Here is a 13,392-nt window from a genome sequence, read left to right on the forward strand (position 1 = left end):
ACCTTCGCTGATCGTTGGCCGGGATCGGAAACTTACTGATGGAAACCGGCCGAAACACCGTTAGCGAGACAGACCCGTACGCAGAGACGTTAGCGCGCTTGACGGTGGAGTTCGCGGGAAGGTTCTCGGAGCGTGGGACTGAAATCGTCCTCGACGGCTGTATTGCCGACTTGTCGGGGGGTGTCGTTCGCGTCGATGCCGGAGATGAGTGAACGCCTCGCGCAGGAGCGGATTGCCAGCTACTGCCGCAGCAGAGATCGGGATTTCACCGGATTGTGGTGAATCAATTGAGGCTCGGAACCGGGAAACACAGAGGGCCCGAAATGCGCGCGAGTCCGCGACGTCTCGGTGACGAATAGGGGTGCCTGTTGCACGGGAGTGCTTCTCTTTTCCTGTGTCGCAGTGTTATTCGGTGTAGTGCGATTCCTCTCGGTATTCGTGCGGCGTTCAGTGTGCGGGGGTTGGTGGTGTCGCCAGGGAGTGCGGCCGGCTGGTGGTTCCGGCGGCGTCGGTAGCGGGCGATGGGTGTGGTGAATCAGGTGGGTAGCGACGGAGTTTCGGGAGAGGCGTTCGAAGATCGAAGTGAGTCCTCGGTGCGGTGTTCCGATGACGATCATCATGGCGTCGCAGGCGTTGGCGATAGTGGCCAGTAGTTGTGTGTGGGGTCTTCGCCGGTGAGGTCGTAGGACCAGGACCCGGTGAATGGTGCGAGTGCGGCGCGGGTTCGGTGCACTCGGATTCGAGTGTGTCGGCGAATTCCTGTTCGTGGTGCGGGGAGTCCGGTTCGATCGGGTAGTCGGCGGGGTCGATGCTGTGGACGACGTGCAGTCCGGCGTCGAGTTGTCGGGCGAACGCGATCGCGTACGGCAGTGCGGGATGTATCCCGGGGTGTGCGTCGAGTCCGACGACCAGTTCGCAGCGCGGCGGGTGTGGACTTGCCGGTCCGTCGATGTGGATCGGCTCGAATGTTCTCCATGCGCTGCGACAGCGACCGTTCTCGTGGTCGGTCATGTCATCGGTCGCTGTTGACGATCATGACGGGGCAGTGAGCGGTGTGCAGGACTTCGCAGCAGGTGTTCCCGAGGAGCATGCCGCTGAAGCCGCCGCGGCCTCGACGGCCGAGCACCACCAACTGTGCGCGTCGGGAGTACTCGGTGAGATGTTTTCCAGGTTGATCCTTCGCCAGGACGGGATGCACTGTGACGTCGGGGTATCGGTCGTGGAAGTCCCGGAGACTGTCGGCCAGATGATCACGTTGATCGTCTTGCCGTTCGTTCCAGTCGGAGTTGCGGAAGGCGGAGAAGACGACGGCGAGGGCGATGTCCTACCAAGCGTGCACCGCGACGAGGTCGACCCCGCGCAGGGATGCTTCCTCGAACGCTGCTTCGGTGGCGAGGCGGCTGTGCTCGGTTCCGTCGACTCCGACCAGGATCGGGCGGTGGGTGTGGGTTTGAGAGTTCTCGCCCGACTCCCCGGCGACGATCACCGGGCACTGTGAGTGGACTGCGAGAGCGGAACTCACCGAGCCTTCGATGCTGCCGGTGAATTCTCCGTGCCCGCGGGATCCGAGAACGAGGATCCCCGCCGTCTGTGATGCGCGGCGTAGCACGGGTATCGGGAGGTCGGTGCGTAATTCGTTGTGTTTCTCGAGTGGGCGCCCGTCGACGGCGTCCTCCGCGATCCTTGTCGCCTGCGTCAGTCTTTGATCCGCGATGGCTTCTTGGTCGTCGAAGAAGACGGCTGGCATTCCGAAGGGAATTCCGTAGGTGGTGGGTGTGAAGAATGCAGTGACCAGAAGCAGTGGCGCATCACGTAGGTCGGCTTCGCGTGCAGCCCACCACACGGCGTGATCGGATTGTGGGGTTCCGTCGACGCCGACGGCAACGGGTGGGTTGATCCTCACGATTTTCTCCGATCGTCCACAGGGCGCGGCACGTAGCGGACTTTCAACACCCAGCCTCCCTTCTATCCTGCGGGGAGGGCTGTGCCGGGTGTCAGAGGCGAAAGTCAGCTTCGGAGAATCTGATTCGAGCGTGTACTTGGGTGTCGGTGGTGTGGGTTCGGTGTTTGCCGCGGCTGTTGGTCGCGATTCCCCCAGGTGATGAGTGCGGCGTAGCCCAGTAGTAGACCGGCGCGCCCAGTAGTAGACCGGCGCCGAAGGTCCAGATCAGCAGTATCGAGAGCGTTCCGAGCATCAGTGCGCGGTCGCCGTACCGGCGGCCCGCCTCAGAATCTTCCGGTTCCCGGGAATTCCAGGCACGCGTATCGGGAGTCGTCGGTGTGAGAAGTGAGTATCGTGAACGCGTACCTCGCCCCACCTCCGCCTGCGCGCCACCTGCGGTGCGCTGCCAATCTGCGACGTGTGGAATAGCGTCGTCCTGACAGGGGCAGTTGGTGAGAGAACCGGTAACGGTGGGGATGGTGTGGTCGATTCAGATCAAGGTGCACGTTGTTATGACGGGTGTGGTGTGACGATGTCACGCCATTCCTTTTCCCAGGTGTTCAGATTCCGGTGCGTAATCCACGCCTGCGCAATTCTCACCGTAAGGAAGAGTCCGAATATCGTTGCGCAGCAGAGTAAGACGGCAGCAGCGATGCCGTCGACGGCGGCGAGGGATGTCTCCATCGGCGCTCTGACTTGTTCACCGTCGCTGTTGGTCCATACCGTGATCGTCTCTCCGGGACGGGCGCTGAAGTGATCGATCAGCGGTTCGGTGCGCTCGGTCCCGTTCATGGCCCAGGTGACAACCTTCTGACCAGTCTGGATGTCCTTGGTGGCAGGATTTGCCGGTGATGAGGTCGTGACCGTTGCGTTCCAGCGGTCGTAGGTGTTGTGTTGCTGTTCGCTTCGTTCTCGATCCGAGGCGTAGACCGATGTTCCTACGGTCGCCGCGAGAGGTATCGCCATGAGCGCGGCGACGACGGCCGAGATCGCCAGCGCGGCTAAGAATCGGTCCGAGGTGCGCATCAACGAATTGGTGGACCACGGTGCGCACCGCCATATACGTCTGGGTCGAGATGTCCCGTGAATTCCGCGATCGCGCATGCTGGCGGCCCTCTCCGGCGTTGTGGTTCAGAGCATTTCGGGGGGCGGCCGATGAGAGAACATCCGCGGGGCCGTGTTCGGTGTATGTCGCCTTCTCGATTGCCTACCCGTTCGAGGGCGGTTTATTCACCCCAGGAGTGGGGGCATGTGCGTTCGGCAGCGTCCCATCCATCACCCAGTGCGGGTGCTATGTGACGGGCGACCGTGCTGGAACGTGGTGCCCTCCGCTGGGGTTGGTCCCGACGATTGCGATCACGATGCAGAGGATGGCAGCGAGGAAAGGACGGCAGCGAAGGCAGGCAGGGGCACGACCCGCTGAGTCTGCGTACGTCGCCGGACGCGGATGGTGCGACAGGTGCGTCGGCCGGGCCGCGGTGTAGTGCTGCGCCGATCCTGAAGTGGGCGGAACGAGAACGACAGGTGAGTATCGGTAGATGCACAGTGGCCGCGTTCGACTCCCGCGGTTCGATTCGGACAGACAGCGAATATTGTTCGACAGGATTTCTTGAACTTGATGAGTGGTAGATCTTTACTGACGGAAGGGCTCCGCATAAAATTCGATCAGCTTTGGTCGTTCAACAGCGAAGCCGCCGGAGCCCCGACCCTGCATGATCGAGCCGGGGCGGTCGAACGTCATCGGCGTTGAGCACACAACATCGATGACCCACGGTCCGTGCGAAGCCAATCTTCATGCCTGCCTGCACATCTTCAACCGTAACAGCATGAATGGTATGAATCGGGGGTTGGCGCCGTTCGATACCAAGAAGTAACACCTGCCAGGATGTCCGGCCTTTGGTGGTTATTCTTCGGTGGCATCAATTTCTCGTGAATGCGGTGTCGACCGGCCAGCACACGTCTCGACTGCGATTCACCGACACCGGTGGTGGGTCGGGGTATGACGTTCGACTCTATCCAGCGCGTGCATGTGCGATGAATGTTGCATCATGACGACCATTCGTATTGTCGAGAACTCAGTTCAGCCGACCGCCGGCATCAGAGAACAGGTACCGCTTTCCGAGCTGTCCGAATTCTTTTCGCGAGCATTCGCAGGTACGTTGGCCGCCCTTCATGCTCGGGGTGTGCACCCAAGCGGCCCGCCGTTCGGAAAGTATTTCGGTCGACCGACCGACGTGGTCGACGTGGAGGCTGGCTTCCCCGTTTCAGTCGCAATCACACCAGTCGGCAATGTTGTTCCAGGGGCGTTGCCTGGTGGCAAGGCCGTCGAGGCAGTCCACGTCGGACCGTACGACGCTATGGCGCGAACCTACGCCGAACTGGAGCGCTATTGTGCGGATGCCCGACTCATTCCGAGTGCGGTGATGTGGGAAAGCTACCTGAGTGATCCCGAAGCTGAGCCGGATCCTGAGAAGTGGCGTACCCGGATCTGTTGGCCGATCGACGAGTCCTGACCCACTGCTACCGCAAAGGTGGGCGGCGGGCGCGCCGTATGGGTGGACCATCGAACTCCGGCCTGCGCAGCGTTGCATTCGACCATTCGACTGCAACGCCGGGCGGGATGACACCGCGATCGTCGACTACATCGAAAGTGTTCGCTGCGTTCGACTCCCGCGTACGCGGCTCGCACAGAGGGGCAGACACTGTTTGGACAGATTTCTTGAATTGATGAGCGCTAGATCTCGCAGTGGAAGTCCGTACCCGGTGGTGCCCCCGGGTACGGAGGCTCTGGCCCAGCCCAGCCAGCACGACGACCACGACAGTGCCCACGATCCACGGGCCCACATTGGCCCGGGGAAGCCGGCGTAGTCCAGGGGTCCGGACGAGACAGAGAGCGACGCTCTCGACGATTCCTCTGGTCACCACTACGGTGAGCACCGGCGCGGCATCGTGTCCTTGCGGGGCGTCGTCCGATATCCGTTGTCTGAGCTTCGTGGCGAGATCGGCGGAGGTTATGCCGGTAGGCCTCCTCTGCGGCACACAGATCGGTCCACCGGGTCGACGACAGACCGGGGACGTTGAGGCCGCTATTGAAGGGCGCTGCCTCGCATGCGGTCAGTCGCCGCGTACCTGGGCGCCCCGCTGGTGGATAGTCTTTGCCCACTGGTCGATGTCCGTCCAGTCGCGGGCGTCGCCGTAGTGTCCGCCCATCAGCCGGAAGAGCACCCGGGCCAAGCCTGACCAGTCTCCGGGCCCGATGGCGCCGGCGAAGGAGCGGTGGCCGCGAAAATCCGCAGTCACCCGCAGTAACTGCACGACGCGCGGTTCCGGGGTAACCCGGCGAAGACACGGCGCCACCCGGTCCGACAGGATCGTGCTGGTTACCCCCACCGACGACACGGAGTATGCCCACACGGACCGGCCGGTGAGTTGGGGGCGCAGCCGCGCGATGGCGTCCACAGCTTCGGGAAGCCACTGACCACTGTGGATAGCACTTCCGACAACCAGGGTGTCGTATTCCTGGACCGAGGCGACGGCGTGCAAGGACTGTGCGTCCACGGTCTCACCCAGGGATTCGAGCTGCGCGGCGATGCGCTCGGCTACCCCTCGAGTTGAGCCCTTCGCCGTCGCGTAGCTCACCAAGGTGGTCATCAGGTCGATCCCCGTGGGTGGCCGGCGGCCGGTAGATCGAGATCGTCAGGCGCCCGGTCCCGTGGATCGGTGTGGTCGTAGGGTTCGAGGGGTCCCTGATCAAATCGGAAAGGTGGATACTCGTCGCGCATGAGCGCGGCGTAGGCGATGACGCGGTAGACCCAGCGGTTGATACCCATGACGAAGTCGAAGAGTGGGCGCGGGTAGCGGCCGGTGAACAGGATGACGATCGCCGCGATCAGGATGAGAACGCCGAGCAGTGAGCCGAACAGCCAGGGCACTCCGGAGACTCCGTCGTCGTCACCGGTGACTCCGAATCGCCATCCGCCGAACCATCCGCCAGCGAGAACGGCCAGTATCAAGTAGTGCGGTATGGCCAGCAGCCACCACTTCACCAGAACGAGCCAACGGGAGAGTGTCTCGGGATACTCGACATCGAAGTCAGCTGGGTAATCGGTGCGCGCCAGTGTGAACGGCGGATACCGGTCGGTGCCCAGTGCGGAGTAGGTGTAGAACTGCACACGCCAGAGCCAGCGCAGAACTCCTACATTGAAATCGAATAGCCCCCGCGGATACCGGCCCGTGAACACAATCGCGAATCCTGCCACCACTGTTGTCACCACGAACCCCAGACCGAGGAAGAACAACACAAAGTAGTGCGGAATCGCGAGCAACCATTTGACCAGCCACAACCAACGCGACAGCGGTTGATCAAGGTCGCCTCGTAGGTGCGCGGCATAGGGCGCGGACGGGGCGGGTGCGCGGGCAGTCGACGGTGCGTCGGGGACATAGCCCGCATCGAGTCCACTCGCCGCTGCCGGCCAGTGCGGTTGAGGTGGCCCGTGCCGGCCGAGCCCCAGCGCTCCGACCACCACCAGTGGTATGCCTACTGCGAGCGTCACCACTGCAGCGAGGAGCACTCCGAGTGCTAGTGGTCCGAGGACCTCGAGCCGCACCCCGGCCTGAATATCGACAGCGACGTTGGGGCTACCGTCCGCGTTCATCACGACGGCGGTCCACGATCCGCGCTGAAGGCCCCATTGCACCTCCTGGGTACCGTTTCCGGTGGCCGAGGTGGACCAGAACGTCTGTGCCGAAGGGGATTCCGGCTGCCGGTCACCGGTGATCTGACGGTAGCTAGGCTGGAAAGGATCGAATTCGATTTCCGTCACTTCGGTATGCGCGACCCCGGAGAGATAGCCGTCTACCGCCTCGCGCGGGCCGATTCCGACGAAGATCTCCTTGCTCGGTCGGTCCGAGGTGACGCGCAGCATCACTCGGCCGAGGTCGTCGGTGCTGAAGCCCTCGGGAAGGTCTGCTTCTTGGAAGAGATCGATTCGCTCCGAGACCAGGGCATTCGCCGAGGACTGATACTTCTGGGCGGGCGAGGTGACATGACCCTCGTCGTTCTGTGTGAAGTACGCCCATCCGAGGAACACCGAAGCACTCAGAAGGGCGAACCCGAGCAGCGCGCACAGGCACCCGATGACGAGCGCAACGATTCTTCCCGGTTTCACAGTCAGCCTCCGAATCACGTGCTTCACACCACTGTGGTGGCCCGCGACCCCCGGCGTGAGAGCCATTGGTCACCACAAGTTCGACGAAAACGCAGAGTGGCGCCCCGAATATGTCCTGCGCCCCTACTCTGGACGTCACCGGACAAGCACCCGGACGGCTCCACACTCCGCGAAATGTGCACTTCCATGACCGGCCGCAATGTCGCTCGAAGCGCAACCGGACGGCCTAGCCGCAGAGCATCTGCGTGCCGAGCGCCTTCCCGTCGGCGGACCGGAGCAACGGGCGGGTGCCCGACAGAAACGACCGCTACCTGGACAGGGAGCGGTCACGAGGAGACCATCCACCTTGAGGCCGCCGACAGCGGCAACCTGCACGGATTGCATATGCAACGGTGGGGCAACCTGGACGGCTACGGTTTCGGCCGTCACCGTCGATACCTAGCGCATTGTCGCGGGCATGACCATTCCCCGAAGCTACGGGCAGGATAGGCAACCGGCGAGACACCCGGACGGCGAGTCCTTCCGCGCGGATCGCTGATGCCTTGTTTCGCTGACTAGGTGATCCTCGCAGCGATGGCCTGTGATTCGTCTCAGTGAAGCCGGTAGGTCAGAGACCACGGGTGGTGTCCACGACCACTCTGGCGCCAACCATCGTTCTCGATTCCGTGCCGAAGCGCGGCCAGGCTCGCTGTCATTCCCGGCGCCCACTCTTCTTGCGGCGCAATGGTTCCCCACCCACGCGGGGTCGGAAAGGTGGGGCTGACATAACGCGGCTTCCCATCCACGACACCGACGAACCGCATGTATGCATTCCCTGATTGCGAGGAAAGGGTCGCCAACATCGAAGCCCACCAGTGCCGCGCCCCGACCTCTTCCAGTTCCACCCGCAATGTCTTCGGTTCTTCCGGCATGGGGCCAATTGTGCCGCCCCCGCGAACTGGTCGTGGTCGGAAGAGGGTGGACCGGGGTTCGTTAATGACCTTTGGCCCTCACTGGAATGCCGAGCGTCGGCAGAGACTGGTGTCGAACCAACTCGGGCGAGGACAGCACACCAGTCTGATCGCCGCGCATGCGTGGAGCGACGTCGATCTCACGGCGGTCTTCGCCCCCGATTCGGATGATGATCCAGGTTGGGCCGAGATGGCCACTGTGGAAGAGTCGGTGCTCGCCGAAAGACTGGCTCGATGGCGCGAGACGTACCGTGACGTGGATGTGAACATGGTCGTCGTTCGTGACCGTCCGGTGCACCAACTCGTCGAGTTGTCCCGTCATGCGCGGGTTGTTGTCACCGGCAGCCGCGGGCGCGGAGGATTCACGGCGCTCCTTCTCGGATCGACCATCCGAACTCTGCTTCACGCCTCCCACTGCCCACTGATGATTGTCCGCGGATGATCTGCCCAGGCTGGAGACGCGGAGGCGAGGTGCGGTCGACAAACCGTTTCGCTCGCGCAGTGCAGCGCCGGACATGAAGCATGACCACGAAGTTCACCATCAGTCCACCCCGGGGCGGAGCTGTTCTGCTCTTTCAGGCGGGCACCGCGTGGTGAAGGCGGTGAACGCGAAGTCACTGCTCACGGTAGCGACCAGAACTGAGTAGTCACCAGATAGAAGACGACAACCCAGAACAAGGTCACCGCTGCAACGATTGCCGCCCCTTGCGCGTTGGTTTTTGCGACAGGAATCCCCGGAGGTGGACGCAGCCAACGGTGCAGAAGCCGATTCACGTAGTACGGCATCGTGAAGAAACTCATGATGAAGCTCGACAACAGGTTGCCGATCAACAATCCCAGCCAGAGTGGCAGCTTGAGCGGTGACAGCGCCAAAGTAAGCAAGACGACAGTCGGGTACAGGCCGACCCAGACCGCGATCGAGGTTTTTGTCTCCGAGGGTGGAGGGGCCTCGTTTCCGTTCTCGTCGAAGGCAAACCAACTGCCGAACGAATTGTCCACGGTTCGCAGTTCGAAGTCGTGGAACTTGCGGCCCTCGGCGAGGAGTTGTTGTCGCTCAGGGGAAGTCAGCCATGTATCGAGATGGGCAGCATTGTCGAAGCGATACAGCAGGGTCCACTCGTCCTGCACACCGTCGACTGGGCGAAACAGTTCGGTGCCGCGGAATCCGTCGAAAGCACTCTCCACCTCGCGAAGGCGGTCCTGCCAGGCAAGGAACTCGTCGATGCTGTCGTCACCTACTCGGTGCGTCACTACGACAGTCAGCAGTGGGTCCGGAGGCTTGATCCCGCCGCTCACTACCTGCTGCGTGGCCGGGCCGTCGAAGTACTGACGACCGCTGTCGAGGTAGCCCTGCCTCGTCGCGCTGTTGATCCACGCTTGAACATGAGCGATGGAGTCGAAGCGGTACACGATCACCCAATCGGGTTGGGTGGGTGTCGGAGCCGCGATTTCTGCCCCGAGGAAGCCTGCGTAATCTGCGGCGGCTCGGTTGAGGTCTTTCTGCCAGACCTCGAATTCTTTCTCCAGTCCGGCATGTACTCGCTGGCCGATGATGACCGTCGCGGCGCTGTCCGCCGACGTGTTCGCGGTCATCTGTTCAGGCCTGTGTAGATGCGTTCCGGGGTGAGCGGTAGTGACCGGAATCGTGACCCGGTGGCATCCTGCAGTGCGTTCGCCAATGCAGGGGCAACCGGATTGATGCAGCACTCTGCCATGCCCTTGGAGCGGAGCGGGCCGACGGAGTCTGATGACTCGACGAGGATCACCTCGGTGCGTGGGATATCTGCATATGTCGGGATCCGGTAGTTACGTAGATTCGGATTCATCATCGCGCCGTTCGCATCCACGTAGAAGTTTTCGGTGAGTGCGAACCCGATGCCCTGGGCGACGCCACCTTCGATCTGTCCCCGCACCTGCGCCGGGTTGATGATCACCCCAGCATCGGTAGCTTGGACGCTGTAGAGAATGCGGATCTCGCCGGTGATGCGATGGACGGCAATCCGGAAGCCATGAGTGTTGGACACCACGCTGCGCGGAGACCCATAAGCTTTCCGTGCTTCGGTGAATCGGATCCCGCGCGGGCGTGCGGCCTCGAGTATCTCCTGAAGAGTCACACGGATACTCCCGCAGACGATCTTGTCGTCGTCCATCGAGCACTGGTCAATCGACACGCCGGTGTGGTGCGCGGCGAAGGCCAGTAATCGATCACGGAGCGCGTTCGACGCGCGAAGTACCGCGTTCCCCGCGACAAACAGGCCGGCGCTGGCGAAAGCGCCTGTGTCGAAACCGGTTCGGTCGGTGTCCGACTGAATGATTCGTACGCGTGACGGTGTTGTGCCCAGCTGATTCGAGGCGATCTGCACGTGGGCGGTAGAAGTTCCCTCACCGAATTCGACTGTGCCGATGGCAAGTTCGTATACACAGTCTTCACCGAGGGTGAGCCAGGCCTCGGAAATGTGCTCGGTGGGTGGTGCGGTTTCATGTAGTGAACTGGCGGTACCGGTGCCGATCCGCCAATCGTCTCCGAGCGAGGGAATCGGATGGTGCTTCAACGCCGCGTCGATCAGATCGATGCATTGCCCCAGTCCGTCTTCGGTGAAGATCACGTCGTCTGGGCCGTCTTCGAGTGCGACGAGCGAATCGCCCGGTCGGACGATATTGCGTCGACGCAGTTCGAGCGGATCCATGTTCAGCGCGATGGCCAATTCGGTCATGGCCGATTCCACGGCAAAGGCCGGTTGCGTCATCCCGTACCCACGTAGAGCGCCGCTCGGAACATTATTGGTGTACACGGAATACGCATCGAACTTCTTGTTCTCACAGCGATAGAGAGAGACTGCCGCGCCGCCGGCAAAGAGTGTCTCTCCGCCGTGATTTCCGTATGCACCGGTGTTCGAGACGTTTCGGTAGTGAAGGGCGGTGAGAGTCCCGTCCGACTTTGCTCCGAGCTTGATCGTCAGTTTCATCGGATGACGTGGCGACGCGGTGGTGAATTCTTCTTCTCGGGTGAACTCGAGACAGACGGGACGGCCGGTGTCCAGGGTGGCGAGCGCCACCAGATCTTCGCTGATCACTTCCTGCTTTCCTCCGAACCCGCCACCCACGCGTTTGCAGAACACACGTAGCTGATCCGGGCGGAGGTCGAAGAGATGGGCGAGTTTGACCTTTGCAATGGAGGGGGACTGCGAACTTGTGCGAACGTGAAGGCGTCCGTCTTCCATCCACGAGATCGAACCGTGCGTCTCGAGGTGCGCGTGCTGAACCCGCGGCGAGAAGTAGGTGCCTTCGTGGATGACGTCGGCCTCGGCGAACCCGGCCTCTACGTCGCCCACATGACCGTGAAGTTCGAGCAGGATGTTGTGCTCGGGATCTCGCACAAAGGGATCGTCGGATCCGTGCAGGGCTGGAGCGCCGTCGGCCATGGCCTCTTCCGGATCGAACACGGAAGGCAGGATCTCGTAATCGACCTTCACCTTCCGGCGGCCTTCTTCCGCGGCGACGACGGACTCGGCGAGGACGGCCACCACACGCTGACCCACGAACCGCACGACGTTGTCGAGGATGTACGTGTCGTCCGGATCAACAAGGTGGTCGGTATGAATTGCCGTTGTAAAGAGCTTGCGCGGCACGTCTTTCCAGGTGTAAACGCGATGCACGCCAGGGACAGCGAGAGCGTCGGTGGCGTCGATTGAGGTGATGCGTGCATGGGCGTGAGGCGAGTGCAGCACTTTCAGGTGCAGCATTCCGTCGATCTCGGTGTCCATAGTGTATTCGGCTCGGCCGGTCACGACGTCGGTGGCCGCCGGCGCCCCGACGCTGGTCCCGACCGCCTGTCCGGGGAGGGCAACTTCGACAGCGCCGACACCGTTGACCGCGTCTTCGATGGATCGGTAACCGGTGCAGCGGCACAGGTTTCCCTTGAGCGCTCGCGGCAAGTCTTCTTTCTGCGCGTCGGTGAGCGCCGCGGAGGTCATGATCATTCCGGCGGTGCAGAACCCGCACTGAAAGCCGGGTGCATCCCGGAACTGTTGCTGAATCGGATGGAGATCTTCGGGCGTACCGAGTCCCTCGATCGTGGTCACCGCGCGACCGTCGGCGCGAAAGGCGGGCGTGATGCAGCTGTGTATCGGCGCTCCGTCGAGCCACACCGTGCAGGCCCCGCAGTCCCCGCCGTCGCACCCCTTCTTCACTCCGTGGTGTCCGAGGTGCCGAAGAAACGTCCGAAGACACTGTCCTGGGAACGGTTCCTCGTCGAACTTCCGGTCGTTCACCGTGTAGCTCATGACTGGCTCCTCGTGAGTTCGATTCGGAGCTCGTCGGCGTAGTGACGGGCGAGGTGGAGGCGGTGGTCGGGGGTTCCGTTGGGATCGTCGAACCAACTGTCGGCCGAAATGGAGTCGACAGCTCGTCGCAGAGAGTCTTCGTCCGGCATCGCGTCGAATGTAAGCCGGATCGGATGCGTAGTACCGGCGGTGATGGTGAGGTGAAAGTCGTCGGCTCCAGGAGTCTGCGTCGCGACCATGAAGATCGTCGAACGGCCGAGGTGCGTGAGACTGAAGCGGCGGTGGGCGTGCCGTTTGGTGAGCGCGTGCACCGGGAACTCGATGCTCCGAAGAACTTCGCCCGGCTCCAGGACATTCTGGTGGTCACCGGTCACGAAGTCGCACGCGTCGACGGTCCTCCCTGTTCCGGCGGTTGCCCACAGTGTGAAAGTAGCCTCGAGTGCAACTGCCAGGGTGATCATCGGTCCGGCGGGAAGCGACATACAGATGTTGCCGCCTACGGTGGCCGAATTCCACACCTTGAAAGACGAGAGGAAGTACTCGCAGCTGACGCGAATAAGTGGACTCGCACGCCAATTGTCCGGCGGGACAAACGCATACAGTTCGGCAACGGTGCACGTAGCTCCGACACCGAAATGAGTCGCACTGACCTCCAGTGATGTCCAGTCGAGCCCGGTGAGGTCGACGAGTCGACGTGTGTCGGGTTGTTCCGCTGAGAACAGCCACGTTCCCCCCGCGAGCCAGGCGTCGCCGGGACGCCACACGTCCCCTGGGCGATCCGGTGGTCGGCGTATCACGTCGGTAATGGTGGTGATGTCCATGCGCCTGCTCCCCTCGGGGGATGTGTCGTCTCGGAGTGGGACATTACCGAGGTGACGGGGCACATTCACACTTTTAGTGCATATCGGGCAGGTGAAACATGAGCGATACGTACGTGACATCGACTGGTGGGGCGGTGCATGTGCTGGCTGATTCTGGGTACGACTGCTTGAGAGGCGCGATCAGCCTCTTGCTTTCGCGCTGTTGATTCGGACGCGGCTACGCACCCG

Annotated in this window: 13 protein-coding genes; 2 read left to right on the forward strand and 11 right to left on the reverse strand. The window is 62.3% G+C overall.

The window, feature by feature from the left end; genetic code table 11:
* Positions 1-447: 447 nt before the first annotated feature.
* The 5 genes from R4P65_RS27850 to R4P65_RS27870 form a co-directional block, all read right to left on the reverse strand.
* On the reverse strand, positions 448-1,011 hold the full coding sequence (locus tag R4P65_RS27850) for a universal stress protein (RefSeq protein WP_317828914.1): 564 nt from the start codon (positions 1,009-1,011) through the stop codon (positions 448-450).
* Position 1,012: 1 nt separating this feature from the next.
* Positions 1,013-1,321: a universal stress protein gene (locus tag R4P65_RS27855; RefSeq protein ID WP_317828988.1), complete on the reverse strand. Its 309-nt coding sequence runs from the start codon at positions 1,319-1,321 to the stop codon at positions 1,013-1,015.
* Between the two features lie 3 nt (positions 1,322-1,324).
* Positions 1,325-1,903: a universal stress protein gene (locus R4P65_RS27860; protein WP_317828915.1), complete on the reverse strand. Its 579-nt coding sequence runs from the start codon at positions 1,901-1,903 to the stop codon at positions 1,325-1,327.
* 91 nt (positions 1,904-1,994) lie between these two features.
* A complete protein-coding gene (locus R4P65_RS27865) occupies positions 1,995-2,195 on the reverse strand; it encodes a hypothetical protein (protein WP_317828916.1) in 201 nt (66 codons plus the stop codon).
* Positions 2,196-2,452: 257 nt separating this feature from the next.
* Positions 2,453-2,968 (reverse strand): hypothetical protein, encoded by a 516-nt coding sequence (locus R4P65_RS27870; protein ID WP_317828917.1) that lies wholly within the window; start codon positions 2,966-2,968, stop codon positions 2,453-2,455.
* A gap of 1,022 nt (positions 2,969-3,990) precedes the next feature.
* On the opposite strand from R4P65_RS27870, the gene R4P65_RS27875 reads away from it, so the two are divergent.
* The gene (locus R4P65_RS27875; protein WP_317828918.1) at positions 3,991-4,455 is read left to right on the forward strand and encodes a GyrI-like domain-containing protein; all 465 of its coding nucleotides are present in this window, start codon (positions 3,991-3,993) and stop codon (positions 4,453-4,455) included.
* A 601-nt stretch (positions 4,456-5,056) separates the two neighbouring features.
* Here R4P65_RS27875 and R4P65_RS27880 read toward each other — a convergent pair.
* From R4P65_RS27880 to R4P65_RS27890, 3 genes are all read right to left on the reverse strand, one after another.
* A complete protein-coding gene (locus tag R4P65_RS27880) occupies positions 5,057-5,593 on the reverse strand; it encodes a flavodoxin domain-containing protein (protein WP_317828919.1) in 537 nt (178 codons plus the stop codon).
* Positions 5,593-7,110, reverse strand: coding sequence for a DUF4389 domain-containing protein (locus tag R4P65_RS27885; RefSeq protein WP_317828920.1), 1,518 nt, complete (start codon positions 7,108-7,110; stop codon positions 5,593-5,595). Before R4P65_RS27885 ends, R4P65_RS27880 begins: the two co-directional genes overlap by 1 nt.
* A 590-nt stretch (positions 7,111-7,700) precedes the next feature.
* Positions 7,701-8,021 (reverse strand): hypothetical protein, encoded by a 321-nt coding sequence (locus tag R4P65_RS27890; protein ID WP_317828921.1) that lies wholly within the window; start codon positions 8,019-8,021, stop codon positions 7,701-7,703.
* A gap of 64 nt (positions 8,022-8,085) precedes the next feature.
* Between R4P65_RS27890 and R4P65_RS27895 the strand changes: the two genes are divergently transcribed.
* A complete protein-coding gene (locus R4P65_RS27895) occupies positions 8,086-8,502 on the forward strand; it encodes a universal stress protein (RefSeq protein WP_317828922.1) in 417 nt (138 codons plus the stop codon).
* 179 nt (positions 8,503-8,681) lie between these two features.
* On the opposite strand, the gene R4P65_RS27900 is transcribed toward R4P65_RS27895, so the two are convergent.
* The 3 genes from R4P65_RS27900 to R4P65_RS27910 are packed head-to-tail and all read right to left on the reverse strand — an operon-like array spanning position 8,682 to position 13,164.
* Complete coding sequence (locus R4P65_RS27900; RefSeq protein WP_317828923.1) at positions 8,682-9,653, reverse strand: antibiotic biosynthesis monooxygenase; 972 nt, start codon at positions 9,651-9,653, stop codon at positions 8,682-8,684.
* On the reverse strand, positions 9,650-12,343 hold the full coding sequence (locus R4P65_RS27905) for a molybdopterin-dependent oxidoreductase (RefSeq protein WP_317828924.1): 2,694 nt from the start codon (positions 12,341-12,343) through the stop codon (positions 9,650-9,652). Before R4P65_RS27905 ends, R4P65_RS27900 begins: the two co-directional genes overlap by 4 nt.
* Positions 12,340-13,164, reverse strand: coding sequence for an FAD binding domain-containing protein (locus R4P65_RS27910; protein ID WP_317828925.1), 825 nt, complete (start codon positions 13,162-13,164; stop codon positions 12,340-12,342). Before R4P65_RS27910 ends, R4P65_RS27905 begins: the two co-directional genes overlap by 4 nt.
* Positions 13,165-13,392 lie beyond the last annotated feature (228 nt).

This window comes from Rhodococcus sp. IEGM 1318 (genome assembly GCF_033142465.1).
GTDB classification, from domain to species: Bacteria; Actinomycetota; Actinomycetes; order Mycobacteriales; family Mycobacteriaceae; genus Rhodococcus_F; species Rhodococcus_F qingshengii_B.

Coding starts and splice junctions, on each gene's coding strand:
- R4P65_RS27850 (WP_317828914.1), bottom strand. CDS start 1,011: ATGACCGACCACGAGAACGGTCGCTGTCGCAGCGCATGGAGAACATTC.
- R4P65_RS27865 (WP_317828916.1), bottom strand. CDS start 2,195: ATGCTCGGAACGCTCTCGATACTGCTGATCTGGACCTTCGGCGCCGGT.
- R4P65_RS27870 (WP_317828917.1), bottom strand. CDS start 2,968: ATGCGCACCTCGGACCGATTCTTAGCCGCGCTGGCGATCTCGGCCGTC.
- R4P65_RS27875 (WP_317828918.1), top strand. CDS start 3,991: ATGACGACCATTCGTATTGTCGAGAACTCAGTTCAGCCGACCGCCGGC.
- R4P65_RS27880 (WP_317828919.1), bottom strand. CDS start 5,593: ATGACCACCTTGGTGAGCTACGCGACGGCGAAGGGCTCAACTCGAGGG.
- R4P65_RS27890 (WP_317828921.1), bottom strand. CDS start 8,021: ATGCCGGAAGAACCGAAGACATTGCGGGTGGAACTGGAAGAGGTCGGG.
- R4P65_RS27895 (WP_317828922.1), top strand. CDS start 8,086: ATGACCTTTGGCCCTCACTGGAATGCCGAGCGTCGGCAGAGACTGGTG.
- R4P65_RS27900 (WP_317828923.1), bottom strand. CDS start 9,653: ATGACCGCGAACACGTCGGCGGACAGCGCCGCGACGGTCATCATCGGC.
- R4P65_RS27905 (WP_317828924.1), bottom strand. CDS start 12,343: ATGAGCTACACGGTGAACGACCGGAAGTTCGACGAGGAACCGTTCCCA.
- R4P65_RS27910 (WP_317828925.1), bottom strand. CDS start 13,164: ATGGACATCACCACCATTACCGACGTGATACGCCGACCACCGGATCGC.